This is a genomic window from Pseudomonas putida, assembly GCF_028682175.1.
Classification (GTDB): Bacteria; Pseudomonadota; Gammaproteobacteria; order Pseudomonadales; family Pseudomonadaceae; genus Aquipseudomonas; species Aquipseudomonas putida_AD.
Genome location: NZ_JANHKS010000078.1, coordinates 1 through 17,564 on the forward strand (window position 1 = coordinate 1; position 17,564 = coordinate 17,564).

General features: G+C 56.1%; 14 protein-coding genes. 3 read left to right on the forward strand and 11 right to left on the reverse strand.

What is annotated here, in order from left to right:
* The 11 genes from NPS29_RS27575 to NPS29_RS27625 form a co-directional block, all read right to left on the reverse strand.
* On the reverse strand, nucleotides 1-1,326 hold a 1,326-nt coding region (locus NPS29_RS27575; RefSeq protein WP_337993926.1), incomplete at its 3' end, for a T6SS effector BTH_I2691 family protein.
* Entirely contained in the window at nucleotides 1,319-2,296 is a 978-nt protein-coding gene (locus NPS29_RS27580) for a DUF4123 domain-containing protein (protein WP_274136611.1), read from the reverse strand. The genes NPS29_RS27575 and NPS29_RS27580, both read right to left, overlap by 8 nt.
* Nucleotides 2,245-4,953: a type VI secretion system Vgr family protein gene (locus NPS29_RS27585; protein ID WP_274136612.1), complete on the reverse strand. Its 2,709-nt coding sequence runs from the start codon at nucleotides 4,951-4,953 to the stop codon at nucleotides 2,245-2,247. Before NPS29_RS27585 ends, NPS29_RS27580 begins: the two co-directional genes overlap by 52 nt.
* A 24-nt stretch (nucleotides 4,954-4,977) precedes the next feature.
* A complete protein-coding gene (gene tssH / locus NPS29_RS27590; protein WP_274136613.1) occupies nucleotides 4,978-7,641 on the reverse strand; it encodes a type VI secretion system ATPase TssH in 2,664 nt (887 codons plus the stop codon).
* 69 nt (nucleotides 7,642-7,710) lie between these two features.
* The gene (gene tssG, locus NPS29_RS27595; protein WP_274136614.1) at nucleotides 7,711-8,772 is read right to left on the reverse strand and encodes a type VI secretion system baseplate subunit TssG; all 1,062 of its coding nucleotides are present in this window, start codon (nucleotides 8,770-8,772) and stop codon (nucleotides 7,711-7,713) included.
* Nucleotides 8,736-10,568: a type VI secretion system baseplate subunit TssF gene (gene tssF, locus NPS29_RS27600; protein ID WP_274136615.1), complete on the reverse strand. Its 1,833-nt coding sequence runs from the start codon at nucleotides 10,566-10,568 to the stop codon at nucleotides 8,736-8,738. Before tssF ends, tssG begins: the two co-directional genes overlap by 37 nt.
* Before the next feature lie 16 nt (nucleotides 10,569-10,584).
* Nucleotides 10,585-11,064: a type VI secretion system baseplate subunit TssE gene (gene tssE / locus NPS29_RS27605; RefSeq protein ID WP_274136616.1), complete on the reverse strand. Its 480-nt coding sequence runs from the start codon at nucleotides 11,062-11,064 to the stop codon at nucleotides 10,585-10,587.
* Nucleotides 11,065-11,187: 123 nt separating this feature from the next.
* Nucleotides 11,188-11,691: an Hcp family type VI secretion system effector gene (locus NPS29_RS27610; protein ID WP_274136617.1), complete on the reverse strand. Its 504-nt coding sequence runs from the start codon at nucleotides 11,689-11,691 to the stop codon at nucleotides 11,188-11,190.
* Nucleotides 11,692-11,758: 67 nt separating this feature from the next.
* Entirely contained in the window at nucleotides 11,759-13,252 is a 1,494-nt protein-coding gene (tssC, locus tag NPS29_RS27615; RefSeq protein WP_274136618.1) for a type VI secretion system contractile sheath large subunit, read from the reverse strand.
* Nucleotides 13,249-13,755, reverse strand: coding sequence for a type VI secretion system contractile sheath small subunit (gene tssB / locus NPS29_RS27620; RefSeq protein WP_274136619.1), 507 nt, complete (start codon nucleotides 13,753-13,755; stop codon nucleotides 13,249-13,251). Before tssB ends, tssC begins: the two co-directional genes overlap by 4 nt.
* A 35-nt stretch (nucleotides 13,756-13,790) precedes the next feature.
* Entirely contained in the window at nucleotides 13,791-14,342 is a 552-nt protein-coding gene (locus NPS29_RS27625) for a tetratricopeptide repeat protein (RefSeq protein WP_274136620.1), read from the reverse strand.
* 520 nt (nucleotides 14,343-14,862) lie between these two features.
* Between NPS29_RS27625 and tssJ the strand changes: the two genes are divergently transcribed.
* The 3 genes from tssJ to icmH all read left to right on the forward strand — a co-directional run.
* On the forward strand, nucleotides 14,863-15,447 hold the full coding sequence (tssJ, locus tag NPS29_RS27630) for a type VI secretion system lipoprotein TssJ (protein WP_274136621.1): 585 nt from the start codon (nucleotides 14,863-14,865) through the stop codon (nucleotides 15,445-15,447).
* Nucleotides 15,448-15,523: 76 nt separating this feature from the next.
* On the forward strand, nucleotides 15,524-16,870 hold the full coding sequence (gene tssK / locus NPS29_RS27635; protein ID WP_274136622.1) for a type VI secretion system baseplate subunit TssK: 1,347 nt from the start codon (nucleotides 15,524-15,526) through the stop codon (nucleotides 16,868-16,870).
* Nucleotides 16,871-16,957: 87 nt separating this feature from the next.
* On the forward strand, nucleotides 16,958-17,564 hold a 607-nt coding region (icmH, locus tag NPS29_RS27640), incomplete at its 3' end, for a type IVB secretion system protein IcmH/DotU (RefSeq protein WP_274136623.1).

Genomic DNA, 17,564 nt, shown 5'->3' on the forward strand with positions numbered 1-17,564 from the left:
GTTGAGTCGCTTGCCGTCGCTGCGCATCGCCTCACGGGCTTCGGCGCCGGTGTCCGGATAGAGCTTGAGCGCTTCCTTGCGCAACGCCATTTCGGCAGGGATTTTGTCGAGATCGCCGAGGTACATGAAGCGGCGATCGCTTTCGCGACGAATGTATTCCTCACGTGCCGCCTTGTTGGTGTCCGGGAACACGCCCTGCAGGTTGTCTTCGGTATGACTGTCGGTCGCCCACGCATCCACACGCTCGTCGGCGCGACGGATGGCGTGTTCACGGATGCCGTCCTGTACATCCTTCAAGCGCTGCGCGGACTGCACACGCCAGTCGTTGGAAGCGCCGTCGTGCACCTCGGCCAGCCACGGTTCGACACCTTCCATTGCCGCGTTGCGCCAGGCGTTAAGTTCCTGGGTGACGCCGATGGCATCACGCAGGACGAATACCGCGCCCTGTTCTGCGTGCAGTTTGTCGCGGATGGCTTCGAGACGTTTGCCGGCGCCCATCAGTATCGAAGGATCCGGGGCAAGCGGCGGAGTCAATGCCGGGAAGGCCTGTTCGTTCAATGCCATGACCGCGGAGTAGGACAGCGTACCCAAGTTGTTTGGAGCGGCCATCTCCAGCGTCGGCCTGGATTCGTCTGCGTATTGCCGTGCCCACTGCGGGATGCCGGCCAGCTTTTCATCACGCTCGGGCTGCGAGTTGATGGGCTCAAGACCTAAAGCGCTGAACTCAGGCAGCCACTGCGGCAGCGCTTGGGACTCAAGGCAAAACGGTTGCTGGTGGTTACCCTTAAGCCAGCCGGCCGGGCTGAACGGTTGCATCCTTCCTTCGGCGGCCATCGCGCTTGCACCATCGCAGTACTCATCAAGCTTGGCTTCAGAAAGCGGGTCTGGAGTAAACAGCCAGTAGCTGCGCTCAACCTCTTCCGGCTTTTCGATGCTGACCATTGAGGTGGACGCGTTGTTGGCATCCCTTGCGCAACTGAATGCCAGGCTCCGTGACGGCGGATAGATCGGCGCAAACTCATACAGCCGGGCATCGTCAGTGACGTGGTAAGCCTGCCAGCGCATATCGCCCTTGCGGTCCACCAGGACGTAGAGGTAGCCCTTGCGCAGCATCCGTGCAGTGAGTTTGGCGTGCTCCAGGGCGAAGCGTTCACCCAGGCTGATTTCGCTGATGTTGCCGAGCACACTGGGTCTGTCGCTACAAAACGCGGAGTGGCGCAGCGGGAAAATCATCAGCCCCTGTTTTTCACAAAACGCGCATTGGCCAGGGGATGACGAAGTCGAGCGTGTGGATTTCCTGGCTTGCTCGACGATTGGATTACTCATGGATAACTCCCTGTTGAAATGCTCCATCGTTGCGAGTCAGTTCGTCTGCGATGGCCGCCAAAGTAGGCTGATCAATGCTGCTCATTGCCACGCAGAAGCTTGCGCTTCGTGTCCGAGCTCTGTAGATGGCCTGGCCGATCAAGGGGTGGTGGTCGAAGCTCGGATGAATGCACACGCCATGCACCGCATAAACCATTTGGTCTGTGGGCTCGGTAAGCCCATGGGCTTTGGCGTGCACCACTTGTGTATGGAGTTGCGCGATCCAGTCACTGGAATGATTTAGCCCCATGGCCTTGAGCAGCCGAATGGCCACGTTCACAGTTTCTATGCACCGCAGGGATTCCAGTTGGTGCTGATTTACCGACATGCAGATTGCCTTTAGCGTTGGCGGCTGAGCCAGCGTTGGATGCTCAAGCTGCTGTAGCTGCGCTCCTTCATCGAGGTAGTACCAATCCTGCACATCCCACAGCAGTTGATACATCTGCTCAGGTTGCAGAAGGGTTGGCAGATGAGCGATGACTCGCGAATCGTGCAATCGCCATCGAGACTGCCCCTGGCGGTGTCGAACGGTCAGCCGGGCGCCCAAGCGACGGGCAAAGTCGGGAAGCGTAAGGTCGCTGAATAACCAACCTGCGACCTGCCTGACGGTGCAGTCCAGGGTGGTTGCCTGATTGATGGCCAAGTCGATGCTGGGCTCAAGCAGAAAATCGTTTCGATCTTTCAACTGGACCAGTAATGGAGCCTTGTCGGGTTGCGCCTCAAAATCGGGGTGTATGAGATGAGTTTTCCGGTCTGGCGCGCACGATGCCAACAGTTCTGCCAGCGGGTGCGGTGTCTGCATATCCAGGAGCAAGTAAGCATTGCTCGAAGGGCTGAAACGATTGAAGAGAGTTCTCTCGATGTGCTCGGCAGTCATCATCACTGCAAACCCTTCGCTGACTCGCCAGCGTCGCTGTTTTTCAACGAACACGCTCCAAGTTCCCCCTTACTCATTGCACCCACCAGAGCCTGCCCGCCTTTGGGCCCCTCCCACTTGTGCAACCCGGCCTTCAACAGCACAGAGCCCGCCGCACTGAGGTCGATGGTGCCACCCAGCAACTTGACCATGGCACTCTGAGCCGTCAACAACAGGTGGGTGTTGCCTTGCACGTGGGCGTTGGCTTCTGTGCTGGCCAACAGGACATTGCGCTTGGCGGCGAGGCGGGCAAGGTCGGTTTGCGCTTGCAGGCTGACCCGCCCTGTGGCGGCATGCAACGCGATGCCGGTCTGGTCGATGGGGCGGTCGTCCGCCTGGTCGCCTTGGGTGTAGAGCACAAGGCCTGATCCGGCGACAAATTGAGTTTTGCCTTGCGCGGTCAGGTTCAGGTCGGCGCTGGCGGTCAACAGGCTGTGGCTGCCCGAGGCCCAGCAATGGCTCTTGGGCGTGTAGCTGTTGAGGCCGGCGTTGCCGTGGACAACCAGCATCGGGTCGCTCCAGGCGCTGACCTGCCCTTCTCCGCCGCCAATGCCCTGCCCCGCGCGTTGGCCGCCTGCAGTTGAGGACAGGATCTCCTGCGCCTGTCTGACCGCTTCACTTGCGGGCAATGGGGTGACTTCCTGCGCAAGCCCTGCATTGTTTTGCAGGGCCACATCACCCAGTTGATCAATGAGGAGCTGAGCATTGTCCAAATCAGTGAGCACTGCGCTGGCGTCCATCTGCTGCCGTGTCTGCACGGTACTGAGCAACAATCCAGTGCCTGCCCTAACGGCGCCATGCCCTTGAGTGCTGAGGTCAGTGCCATGGCCACGATTCTTGAGGCGCTTATTGTCCTGGCCTTGTTTCAAATGGCCGAGGGTCAGCCCGCTGTGCTGGTCGGTGGTGTATAACTGGGCATGGCTTTGGCTACTGGTGTGGTCCAATCGCAAGTGCCGATAGCCGCCAGTGCCAGTGTGGCTTTGCGACAAATCCTGGGTTTTGAGACCGTGCAGCACATCGCTGTGGTCGTTGCCCGGGAACCAGCTGGCGGCGTTCGCGGTGCTGCCAGAAGGCCCGGCCGCGATGCGGCTGTGCCCGGCATCGGCAGTACCCAGTCCGTTGTAGAGCGCCCTGACGCAGACCGGCCGGTCGGCTGAGCCTTCGAGAAAATCAACCCACACTTCTTGCCCGACACGCGGCACAAAGACACTGCCCCAGTTATTCCCGGCCAATCCGGTTGCGACTCGCACCCAAGTGCCGGATTGTCCATTGGCCGGCGCGTTGTCCGGGCCCTGAGGATGATCACGCAACGAGGCTGACTTGCTGCCGCGCTGCCAGTGCAGTTGCACCTTGGCCCGATGATCGCGGTCAGTGAGCAGCGGACCACCGTCGCCAACCACAATGGCGGTCTGCGCGCCACGAGCGATGGCCGTCCGGTGCAAGTATTGGCCAGCCTCGTGTTGCGGACGATAGAGGTGGTTGGCGGGCAATACGCTGAAGCGATTGCGATAGACAAAGTCATCGGTTTCGCCTTCTCGATCACCAAACCCGTTCCAATCAGGATCGTCGCTATGAATCTTGCCCAGACTGGCCTCTACCTGTGCCTGCAACTGGGCATCCAAATTGTTGCGCGCCTGATGCTCAACGCGCAGGCAAATCCAAGAGCCGCTGGCCGACGCAGCGCCGTGGCCGCTCAGGCTGACCGCGACGCCCGCCGCCATACGCCGCCAACTGCCCTGGCCGTGTATCTGTCGGGCCGAGACATGCGCCGCGTCCCGATGTTGGCGCACACGCCGCTCGCCTTGTGCAGCGTCAATCCAGCCATAGGGACCGCAGATATCCCGGTCGACACTGCCAGGCATAGGCACTGCATCAGCACTGAATGACGTGGGCCGTGTCGACAGCGAGCGGTGATCCCAGCTCTGACGCTCGAACTGGGGGTTGACCCACCTCGCCCCCGACGACCACTGCTGCACGCTGTCACGGGCTTCGGTGACGTCGCTGCGCTGAAACGGCACTGTCACGGCATCCCCTGTTCGCAAACGCTCGTTGGTGTCCGTCAGCACCAGGGTGTGGCGCCCCAGGGCCAGTGAATCCTTCTCGCCCTGATGTTCAAAGCGGTAGGCAATACCTTCCTCGGCCAGCAAGCGTTCGATAAACGCCAGGTCGGTTTCCTGATACTGCGCAGTCAAGCTGCGCCTGGGGTACAGCGAAACGTCGACCTCCCAGCGCCAGTGTGGATGGATGCTCTCGCCCTGATAAAAACCAAAGATCTGTTCGCAGATATCGATCACGCTCATGTCGTGAAACGCGAAACTGTCTTGACGGTCACCCAACATCATTAGCCAAGGCTCGATATGCAACCGGTAGCGCGTCAGGCCGCCGTTGCTACCCACGCGGCCAAACCGCCGCACATGTCCATGAAATGGGCGCAGCTCAGTGCGTGAATCATCACACAGCAACTCCAGAAGTACGGGCGACCCCACCAGTTGCTCCAGCGTAAGCGTCGCGTCTGAAGAGAGCGCGCTGAGTTGCAGGCTGAATCCACCCTGCTCCAGCGCTTCCCAACCGCCCAGGTATTCAGCCAGCAATATGTTCTCGCCCAAGCGGGTATGCAGGCGTAGCAGACGGTCTTGCTGGGTAAATTCAGGCATTAGACGAGGAGCAGTCATAGGTCATCCTTTCCGACTGAAATATCATTTGATGCTGTAGGTAAAGCCGCGCTTATTGGCCCCGACCTTGATGCGCTCAACGCCCTTTCCATCGGCCATGCGGGCCAACAAAGCGTCGGCTATGTCTGGAAGCAGGCTGCCTTCAATGAGGTGATCGATGCTGCGTGCGCCGCTGTCAACTTCAGTGCAGCGAGCCACGATTGACTCGACCAGCGCATCGTCGTAAACAAACCCGGCACGGTGGTTCGCTGCAATCCGCTGGCCGACACGGTCAAGCTTCAGGCGGGTAATGGATTCGAAGGCATCATCGCCAATCGGGTAGTAAGGAATGACTTTCATCCGGCCTAAAAACGCGGGCTTGAAAGCCTGGTACAGCGAAGGCCGAACAGCCTCGGCCAAAACCTCGGCGTCAGGGATCTGGTCCGGTGCTTTGTTGAGACAGGCCTGCATGATGGTGGCAGAGGCGATGTTGCTGGTCAGGATGATCAGCGTGTTGCGGAAGTCGATTTCACGTCCCTCTGCATCGTCCATCACGCCTTTGTCGAATACCTGATAGAACATTTCAAGGACATCGGGGTGGGCCTTTTCAACTTCATCAAGCAGAACAACGCTATAGGGGCTACGACGCACCGCTTCGGTTAAAACTCCGCCCTCGCCGTACCCAACGTAGCCGGGTGGCGAGCCCTTCAGGCCCGACACGCTATGAGCCTCCTGGTACTCGCTCATATTGATGGTGATCACCTTCCGTTCGCCGCCATACAGAGCATCCGCCAAGGCCAACGCGGTTTCGGTTTTACCGACACCTGACGGCCCCACGAACATGAACACGCCCTTTGGCTTGTTAGGGTTTTCCAGGTTCGCGTGCGAGGTCCGCACACGCTGGGCGATGGCATCCAAAGCATGGGATTGTCCTATGACTCTGGCTTCTAGAACCTCACGCAACGTGCGCACTGTTCGGATGTCGTCCTTGACCATCTTACCCAGAGGGATGCCAGTCCATGCTGAGATGACTTGTGCCACCACGGCAGCGTCCACCTGTAAAGGCAACAGGGGTCGCTCACCCTGCAGTTGTGCCAGTTCCTCTAGCGCACTATCGAGTTCCATGCGCTGGGCAGATTTCGCAGGGGTCTTCGTTTTTGTGCGGCCTGAATTTTGTGAGTCGCTGGCTCGCTCCAATCCCTCACGCAAGTCGTGAATGCGGTTGGTTAGCGCTATTTCCTGCGCCCAAATGGCACTGTCCGCTTGTATCTGGCTGACCAAGGCCTCACGTTGAGCCTTCAACTCCGCCAAACGCTGGGAATGATCACTGCCTGTAGTTTGCTCTCTGCGCAGCGCAGCGCTTTCCGCGTCGATGCTCTCCAGATGCTTTTGGCTATCTGCGATGAGAGCGGGCCGCGATTTTTGGCTTAACGCCACACGCGAACAAGCTGTGTCCAATACGCTTACAGCCTTGTCGGGGAGCTGTCGACCCGTGATATAGCGATGCGACAGACGTACGGCTTCGGTAACTGCCTCATCCAGCACACGGATGTTGAAGTGGTTTTCAAGTACCGGAACCATCGCTCGCAGCATTGAAGCGGCAACGTCCTCGCTTGGCTCATCGATCTTGACCATCTGGAAACGACGAGCCAATGCTGCGTCTTTTTCAAAATACTTTTTGTACTCCGCCCACGTGGTAGCTGCTAACGTGCGCAATTCGCCACGTGCTAGAGCGGGTTTGAGCAGGTTAGCCGCGTCGTTCTGCCCCGCCGCGCCGCCGGCACCAATCAGGGTGTGGGCCTCGTCGATGAAGAGGATGATGGGCCGAGGGCTTTTTTTGACTTCCTCGATCACGTTTTTCAGCCGATTTTCAAACTCGCCCTTAACGCTCGCGCCCGCCTGCAACAATCCCATGTCCAACGTGTGCAGCTCCACACCTTGCAAGGTGTCGGGCACCTCGTTGATGGCGATGGCCAAAGCGAGTCCTTCAGCAACGGCGGTCTTACCTACCCCCGCTTCGCCAGTCAGAATCGGATTGTTCTGTCGACGCCGCATCAGGATGTCGATCACCTGGCGGATCTCTGATTCGCGACCGATCACTGGATCCAGCAAACCATCTCGGGCGCGTTGGGTGAGATTGGTGGTGAATTGATCAAGCGCAGGCGTCTTTTGAGGAGAGATCGAGCCTAATGCGCCCTCATCGATTTCGGTTTCGCCAAGCGATGTTGCTATGTGTTCGGCTGAACTCTGAGTGAAGCGATCAAAATGCTGGCTAATGTCTTCAACGGGCAACTGCCCAAGAATTGGCGCTCCTCGCTTCGCTGCTTGCGATAACTCAGGATGGGTAAGCCAGGCCAGCAACAGATGCCCGCTGCGGATAGAAGCATCCTGAGCATTGAGCGAAGTGATCAACCAGGCGCTCTGTAGAAGCGTCGGCACGCTGCTGGCGAACACCGGCTGCCGAGTGCTGCCTTCGCGCAGGGTTTTGATCTCTCGCTCAAGCTCAGCCTGGAGGATTTCCTGGCTCAACCCACTGCGACGCAAAATGGTGACGACATCACCCTTTGGCTGCTCCAGTAACGCAAGGAACAGGTGCTCAGGTTCTACTTCGAAATGCCCATTGCTCATGCAAAGGTTCACTGCGCGCTCTGCCGCTTGACGGGTATCGGCGTTTAATTTCGAAATCAATGTCTTCAGCGTACTGCTCATGATGTTTCCCTGATCCATAACGTTTTCACCACAAAACTTCCCGCTGGGGGCGTCGTCTATTGCGGCAACTCAATGCAATGTGGTGATTTGATAGCAAGTGTCGGCACGATCCACGGCAACATCGTGAGTAACCAAAAAAGCATCCCACCCCAATCGCCCGCTGTTCGTCGCATGCAACGCCGTACCCTCCACCTGGTCGGCACGCAAGATCAGGCATACTTCGTATTCGAGGCTGCACCCGGCCATGAGCGTCAGCCACTTACGCAAGGCGATTGCTGCGCTAGATCCTGGTAAAAAGTCATTGAAGACCTTGCTCACCAGCGGACCTATCCAAAGACGCAGCCTCAAGTCACGCTGCCAAACCCGCTCGCCCACCAAAGCATTTCGGCCAAGCTTCACTTCATGCATGCCCAAGTAAGAACGCTCGCTCACGGGCACTGGGTGCCATCCGCCGACTAATTGCTCAATCCGAAAGGGTGCTCGGAAATACTCGCTGAGGACCTGCTGCAGGTAAGCAGTGGATAACGGTCGATGCCTGATCGCTGCGCAATAGAAGGCCATCGCTTGATCAGGAACTTCGCCGCGGGCGTCAGGGACTTGCGCTACCTGCGGGTCAAGTCCTAATCCTGACAAGGATTTTGCGAGTGGCAGGAAGCGACCTTTCTGGTCCAATTCATATTGCAAAGCGAGTCGGTATTTTTTCCAGGCGCCATAGAACAAGGCCACTGCCCTGTTCGTAAAAATATCCAGAAAGGCCCTGGCAGCCCGATCTCGCTGGTAGGCCTCGCGTTCACTTAACCGCTCGGTATACGTCAGTGGTAGAGCACCATTGACGCCTAACAAACCGAAAAAAGAGGGTGTAAGGGCCACTGAGTCGATACGACTGGCTACCTTTCCCGGCTCGGGGTCGGCGAACACGGCATCGACTCGCTCAATCTCACTGGCTGGAAACCCCAGGTTGAGCGTATTGAGAAACTGAAGTCGCTTGCTTACGACCTCTGCCGGACGATCACCCTGGCGCACAAACACATGCTCCAGAACCCTTACTGCCTGAAAAAACTGGAAACGATACGGGTGTTCGATCAGTTGCTCGATCACACCAGGATCGAGTCGCCGTTTCGAGGTAGGCATCGCAGGATCTCCTCACCGCTGCGCATCGACACCAGCACGAGCTGGGTGAAGCTGTTGGCATGTACGTAAAGACCGAAAAAGTGATCGATCACTTGGGCAAAAATGTGCAGACCAATACCGACAAAGCTTTCTTCGTCAATCACCAATCGGATCTCGGTACCACGAGCCACGCTTGCGAAGTATTTGCCTGGCAGCCATGCCGTGGCAGGCCGATGGGTCAGCTCCACGATGCCTGCTATGTGACGGGCCGATATCGCCGAACGCTGTAGGTCATAGAGTTTGAGCAGCTCCCGAAGAGCTTCCGCGCCGCCTTCGACCAGAGACAGGTGGTTCAACGACAAATGAGAAATCAAACGCCAATGGGCGCCACGGTCGCGGCTGAATCGCAAGGGTGAGGAGGGTTTTCGCAGCAGACCCACGCTCTGGGTCGCGCAGCCCCCGTCCACCGTCAGATCACCACCCCCTACCCCGTAGGCAAGGGTTTTAGGTAGATCACGATTGCTACAGGTCAAACTCAGACTGAGCGAGGACGTCCCAGGTGAAACGGGATCGAAACGGGTATCTACAATTGTCAGTTGTAGTTCATGACCTGGACTTCGTTCGGCCAGACCTTCGTCGAGGTTGCTCACCCAGTACACGCCATTGCTATCGACAGTTTCGCCGTGATGCAATGAGTAAAAAGGCCGGATCTCTGACCCCGCATGATTGCGGCCGGACTCATAGGTGCGAACTACCCGGTCGATAGAGTGCACTTCAAACGAAGAAGCATCTCTCCCATCCACGATGACCGAATAGGTGGTCTGCTTATGCGACACCGTAATCGGCTTGCCTGGGATGGAAAATAAGTTGACCACCGGGGTGCAGTGCAGCCGCAGGTTATTCCGTGTGAGCCCGTTCAATAACCTGGCCGTCGGGGAGTCCGCCGCGATGTCTTGCACGATCAGATGCAAAGTGAACCGACGTCCAAGTCGAGCTGCACCTCGAAGGTCACAGTCAAAAAAACCAAACTTTTCGGGAAACGCAAAAAATTCTGTAAGCAGTCGATAAGCAGGATGGGCTCGCGCGGGCCAGTCGATCAACGCTTCTTGGGGTGAAAAACCCGCCGCTTGCAAGGGCAAGCCGTCCAACGACTGCCAGCGATCGCCGCCGGCGCCTTCCAGGTAGGCCTGGCAAAGCTTGAGTGCGAGCACATCACGCAAGGCAGCGCAAAACGACGGCTCGCCGTCGGTGAAGAAGCGAAGTTGATGGATGCCCAACTCACCTATAGAGGCATGGGACGACATCAATTCAAACTCGATTGAAATCTGCCCGCTTGCCCGAGGGGGCAACTGCACGTACCGCGGAACCTCTGCAACAGCTTTGAAGTGAGCTTCAGCAACGCGCAAGGGCGTGAGCTGTACCTCGTAAACCGTGCGAAACTGGCACTCCTGGCTCTTTACCGACCGTGACGTGAGTTGAGTGCCTCGCGGCACCCTTTCGCAATTGGACCATTCGCTGGTTGCTCCGGCTATGTCGAACTGCACAATCGAGCATGAGGGGAACGGCCGAAGGTAATGTGGGTACAAAACCTCCAGCAACGCTTCAGTGAACTCTGGGTAGTCATCTTCAATTTTTTTTGAAATCCGTGAGCCCATCAAGGCGAACGACTGAATCATGCGCTCGACGTGCGGATCCTCGCTCACATCTCCGGCCAGCGAAAGACGACCCGCAATCTTAGGATAGCGCTCAGCAAATTGCGTCGCATAACTCCTCAAGAAAGCCAGTTCGCGCTCGTAATACGGAAGCAAATCGTCCATTGCAGCGGGTCTACTCTCATAGCATGCGGTTGGTTTGGCTGACGCGGTATTGCAACGTGCTCGGCTGTAATAACGCGTCGAAACTGACGGGCTCGCGCGACGGATGCACGATCAACATAGCGCTGATGGAGAACCGCAGCCCGCCCATGGAGCGCTGACTGGATTTCAAGGCAACGCTCACATCTTTCAAGCGTGTCTCATGCTGAGCGATCGTCTTTCCCAGCGATTGACATATAAATGCGCGGTCCATGGAGCTGGCCAGGCTCAAGCTCGAAAAATCCCTCAAGCCGTAAGTCATCACTGATTTCGCGCACTGTTCGAACTCAGTTAAAGTGTCTTCGTCCATGACGAAGCGACTGTTCAGCAGTGACTCCACGTCTGTCGCCACAGACGCTTTAAACTCTTCAAGCGTGTGTCGTTTGAACTGCCCTCGGCTCAAGCGCTCAGGTTCATCATCGAATAATTTTTCCAGAAGGCTGGGCTCAAAACCTCTCATGGAATTGCATTCCTTTTTTCGTTCGAGCGACATATGTCAGCGATCAAAAAACCATCGTCGCAACTGCGCACTGCATCAAACACTAACGGGTGCCCACAGCTCTTGCGGTGGGCACCTGACGCCTTAAACGGTGTAAGTCTTATTATTTTTTGCCAAGCTCCAAGCGCCCTGAGTGAGGCCACCCTGACCGCCAGCAATTTGTTGCTTGGTGTATTTCCACTCTACCGCCGCGTACTTCAAAGCAAAGGTTTCTGTCGGTGCACCTTCAGCGCCAGTGCTTGGGGAAATACTAGCAATAATCACGTTTTTCAGTTTGATCTCCATGTACTTGACGCGCTTGTCATCGCCGTCTGAGCGCATGAAATCGATGGTAACTTCAGCATAGGTAGTACCACCCGATGCAGCCTCGTACATTTGCGGACTGGTCACATCCATGCCTTTTACGAAAACCATGTCATCATGTTCGCAACGCTCAGCAGTATGACCACCCGCAGTAGATGCGGTCGCAGACTTTGGCTGACGGATACTGTGCTTCCAGGATTCAATTTCTATCCAGTCGCCGTGGTCTACGTCTGTCGACTCGCCCTTAAGATCTGGGCCAGTGAATTTGATATAGATATCTTTCATTTCTCTTCTCCATAAGTGACGCGGGGTTTGTAACCAGATATGGCATCGCGTAATGCGAGCAAAGTAATTAGGATTTCAGCCCAGCTGGCAGTTCTGCAACCAGGCGCAAAGACACAGAGAGCTCATCAAGTTGATAATGTGGGCGTAAGAAGGCTACGGCCCTGAATGAACCTGGGCGACCAGGTATCTCCGAAACCTGAATATTGGCCTCGCGCAATGGGAACTGCGCCTTGGCTTCTTGGGTGGCATTATCGTTCAACAATACGTACTGGCTGATCCAGGTATTCAAGAACGATTCAATACTGGATACCGAGGCAAAGCTGCCGACTTTGTCGCGCATCATTGCCTTGAGGTAGTGCGCAATGCGAGACACAGCAAAAATGTACTGTAATTGTGAAGACAGCAATGCGTTGGCGTTAGCCGCGTCAGTGTTGTATTTGCGTGGCTTTTGTACAGACTGCGTTGCAAAAAATGCGGCGTAGTCGGTATTTTTGCAATGCACCAACGGTATGAAACCCAGATCACTCAGCTCTTTTTCACGGCGGTCGGTAATAGCGACTTCTGTCGGACATTTGAGCGCAATTTCGCCGTCATCCGTGTTGAAAATGTGCGTTGGAAGGCCCTCTACAAGCCCCCCGCCTTCAACACCACGGATGGCAGCGCACCATCCGTAGTTTTCAAATGCCTGGGTCAGGCGTGCGCCCAAGGCATAAGCCGCGTTGCACCATAGGTATTTCGAGTGATCACGGCCATCGACATCTTCCACAAATGGAAAACCATCAATGGTGATCCCATCCTTAGGGTTGTAAGGCAGTCGTCCGAGGAAACGCGGCAATGCAAGACCCAGGTAGCGAGCGTCTTCCGAATCACGCAACGATTTCCATTTTGCGTACTCGACAGTGTCGAATATCTTCGCCATGTCACGGGGCTTACCCAGTTCAGCGAAGCTCTCCAACCCCATCAATTCAGGAGCGGCCGCGGAGATAAACGGCGCGTGTGAAGCCGCCGCGATATGCGACATCTGTTCCAGAAAATACAAATCTTCCGGCTGACGGGTAACAGAAAAATCGCCAAGCAACGCGCCAAATGGTGCCCCACCAAACGTGCCGAACTCTTCCTCGTAGACCTTCTTGAACAACGTGCTCTGGTCAAATTCCAACGCCGATTTGAAGTCACGCATCAGCTCTTTTTTGGAAGCGTTGAATACCTTGATCTTGATCATCACGCCGGTGGATGTTTCCGATAGCAGGTAGTGCAGCCCACGCCAACTGGACTCCAGTTGCTTGAATTCAGGCGCATGCATCACCAACGACAGCTGCTCGGAAAGCATCCGGTCTATGTCGGCAATCCGGGCATCCAGGGTGCGCGTAAGGTTGTCGGACATTACGACCGTACCTTCGAGCACTTCCTTGGCAAGTTCAGAAATCAGATCCCTGGCGCGGTGATGCTCGACTTCGGATTTGGCAACACTGCTTTGCTCGACAATCTGATCAAGCAGGCTCGTTTCTGCCTGCGCCGGGGAGTCCACACTCAATTGATCCTGAGCGAATTCAGCGCTCATAGGGTTCCCTCTCCAGACTCATCACGAATTTTTTGCAGCTGCTCAGTGTTGTTGAGCACTTCACTCAGCAGGTCTTCGAGCTTCTCGTTGCCGGCCAACTTATTGCGTAGATCCGCCAGCTTGGTGCGAGCCTCGAATAGCTTGCGCAGTGGATCGACGTTCTGAACGACCGCCTCTGGCCCAAAGTCTTCCATGGATTTGAAATTCAGCTCCACGCCGAACTCGCCTTCCCCCGTCAGGCTGTTAGCCACGCGGTACGTGGCTCGCGGCGCCATGGCCTCCAACACTTCATCGAAATTATCGGGATCCACCGATACGAACTTGCGGTCTCGTGGCTTTGGCAATGGTGAGGCTGGATTACCCGAGAAATCGCCCAGTACGCCAACCACGAAAGGCAGCTCCTTCTGTTCGATGGCGTCACCCTTTTCGACGTCATACGTCAGTTGAATCCTGGGTGCTCGCACCTTTTGCAGGCGCTTCTGCACACTTTCCTTTTTAGCCATGGTGAATTCTCGTCAGTTGCGAAGTGAGGCCTGCGTTAGTTGGAGGTGGGCAAGCTAAGAAACGGGTTGTTGTTAACAGCGGCCGGCACGGGCTTGGCCGCTGCCGGCATACGTCTAACAGGGGCAGGCTTACGCACCAGTTCTTTTGTACCCAAGGCTTCACGCAACTTAGCAGCGAGCTTGCGTGCCTCGGTATGTACCGGCCCGTTGACGTCCTTCTCGTCCCGCAGGCGCGCCAGCGAATTGATCGCTACACGCAGCCCGGCAACAGTCAAAATACTTTCTGCCTGCAGATCACCTGGCGCGCGCTGAAGGGCTTCCTGCGACGCAAGAATGGAAGCGCCGTAGTTTTCACTTTCAAACTCGACCTCCGCCCTGCGCAGCCATGGTTCCTTGCGAGTCGGTTCGAGCTTGGCCGCATCGACGAGCAGCAGTCTGGCTTTTTCAAGATTGCCACCCTTGATGCGCTCATCAGCCTGAAACATCAGATGCTCAAAGGTGGGCACAGGAGGCTCAGTAGGCGCCACAGTGCAACCGCCGACGCTCAGAACACCGAAAAATATCAAGGCAGCATAACGATGATTCATTACTTTTCCGGACATACATCACTCTCATAAATCAGGCATAAAGAATTGCCACCCAGAGATCAGGTTGGCAATCGAGCTGCAATCAATTTGGCGAGAATTTATAGGAGCCAAAACACAAAAACAACATAGCAAGGCAACAAAAAATTAAAAAAATATGAGACTACAAGATATAGACACGAATCCTACGCCATATAGCGATTCTTCCTACATTAATATAGGACTAGCATTACAAATTCCCACTAACAGCACGACCTACCTACTCTATAATTGATTCCAGCCTTGGCAGCCTTGACTGTTAGCCGCCGTGACGCACTTGGCAGATCAGCACTTGCTTAATCGGCCACGCTACGATTTGATACAGCTTCCGCTGCCTGAGCATTTCGACGCGAAACGACCGGATAAGGCTCAGGGGTGTATTTTAATTTATCCGGATTTTTACGGGCCTTTCCCTACGCACCGACCGTGAAGTCTTACGAGCCTAATTATTTCTTTTTACACCAGAGTTGCAGAAACTTCCTACATGAACTCAAGAATAACAGTATTCAAAGCCATCTATTACACATGTGCCCTTGCATCTATTGGTACGTTGCTCGCTCTGAGTGGCTGTGCATCAGAAGAGAAAGTCGAAGCGAAGTCATACTCCGTTCCGTTGCGGCTCCACGCCGGCGCCAATCTGAATCAGGGGAACCACAAGCAGCCACTCGCGCAGGTGATAAAGATTTATCACCTGCGCGCGATTGAGCGGTTCGAACAGACACCCTTCAACAGCCTCCTCAGCACCGAAGAAGAAGAAAAAGCCCTGGGCACCGATTTGCTGGACTCAAGAGAACTGCTCCTCGTACCAAATCAGCACTATGAAACGCAGGAAAACGTAAGCGCCGAAGTGCAGTACATCGCAGTCGTCGCCTTTTTTCGCCAGCCTGCGCCCCGACGCTGGCGCGTCGCGTATTCCACCAAAGATTCAGAAACTACAGGTATCACCCTGGGCATCCACGCTTGCGCCCTGACCTCCACGCAAGGAGCGCTGGTCAGCAACGTCCCGGGTAACGCTGACTCCCTGGTATCAGTACGGTGTGACCGGGCGGATGGGAAACAGGACCAGTGATCAAAGCCAGTGAACCTCACTACATCCACTCCGCTCGGGCATCGGTCGGGTCAGTCACTCAACGGGAGCTACGTCCTTGAGCAATCCTGCAAAAATCCTCTGGGGCGAGGGCCTTTTTTTGCGCCCCCAACTATTCCAACAGCAAGATGCTTATCACGAGGCGAGGCTACGCGAGGTCAATCACGCGTTGCATCCCTACGCGTGGGGAATCCGAAAGATACAGCTCGATGTCCCAAGCCTCGCGAACGGGATTCTGCGCATAGTAGAGGTCTCGGCGATTTTTCCGGATTGCGAAATCTATTCAGCGCCATATCTTTGCGAACTGCCTGTGGCATTGGATCTCAACAATCTTCCAACATCAGTGGGCGATGTGACGATCTACCTCGCATTGCCACGGCTGAAACCGTATGGCTCCAACCTTTCTGCTGTCCAGAACACAGGTTCTCCGGGGCGGTATCAACAAAAAAATAGTCTTACACCGGATCTGTTCACTGAGGCTGCGCAAGGCGAAGTAGCGTATTTGCTGCCTACGGTCAGCCTGCTGACTGATGACCAGCCGCGCGAAGCTTTTTCATGCATTCCTTTGACCCGACTTTGCCGTAGCAGCACGGGTGGTTTCGAGGTCGATGGGGCGTTTCTTGCGCCGTCTCTCGCCATCGCGGCGTCGCCTGCGTTGGTGCTGGAGTTGCGCCGAATGCTTGAGTCGCTCATGGCCAAGGCTAAAGCCCTGCAGGACAGCCACCGGGAGCCTTCGAAGAACATCGTCGAATTCCGTGCCGGGGACATCGCCTCGTTCTGGCTTTTGCATACTACCAACACTGCGTGTGCCAGCCTGATGCACCTGCTTCATCATCCGCAGTTACACCCCGAACGTTTGTATCAAGAACTGCTGCGGCTCGCGGGAGCCTTGATGACATTCTCAAAGTCACATGAATTGTCGGATCTACCGGCCTACGAGCACGCCAATCCGGGGCCTGCCTTCACGTCGGTGTTCACCACCGTTCGCGCGCTGATCGACACAGTGATTTCTGCGCGCTATTTCAATATCCCGCTTACGCAGGTGAAGTCCGCTTATCACCAAGGCCGGATCGACGCTCAGCGAATAGACGAAAACGCCTCGTTATACCTCGCGGTAAAAGCTGACCTGTCCGGCGCCGAGCTGTCTGAAATCGTGCCACGCACGTTCAAGGTCGGCGCCCCCGACGTCGTCGAACAACTGGTTGCTGCTTCCATGCCTGGAGTCACTCTGACTTACACCCCGCAGGTACCAGCAGCCATCCCTATTAGACCGGGAATGTTGTATTTCGCGGTTGAGCCGCGTGGTGAAACCTACGAGCAGATGCGCAAAACCCAGACAGTCATGATTTTCGTACCGAACGGACTTTCCGAACTGAAACTTGAATTGATAGCCCTGACGACATGATTACGCCTTCTACCGATTCGCAATCACAATATCCACACCGGCTTACCGACCTCCCTCAACGTCCAGCGTAACAGTCTGGTTGGCTTGATGGCCGATGGGTTCTACATGCTGTTGCTTATCCAGCGCGGGCAAATGCCCACGGAGCGAGACAAATTCTGGGGGGCAGTCCTGAAGTTCCTCAAGAATATGGACCGCAAGGCGACAGAAGCAGGGATCAGCGCCGAGGACACTTATGCCGGCAAGTACGCGTTCTGTGCGACCGTTGACGAACTCATCCTATCTTCGCCTCCCAGCCCTGTCCGCGACCAATGGGAGCTGCGCCCTCTCCAACTGTTTCTGTACGGCGATCAGCTTGGGGGTGACCGTTTCTTTACTCGATTGGAGGAGTTGCGGGAGCAAGGCGTGGTCCGGCTGCCATCGCTAGAAGTTTATTACCTCTGCCTGCTGGTGGGTTTTCAGGGCAGATTTCGCCTCGAAGGCGCTGAGAAGCTGGGTTACCTGACCGCCCGGCTCGGCGACGAGCTGATTTACCTGAAAGGCAAACGCACCAGCTTCGCGCCCCACTGGGCAGCACCGGACAGTGCCAGACACCCGTTACGCCGCTATGTGCCTTTGTGGCTGCCGGCCTTGCTACTCGGCACCATCGGGCTGATCAGCTACACCGGCCTACGCGCGTCATTGGACAGCCAGACCC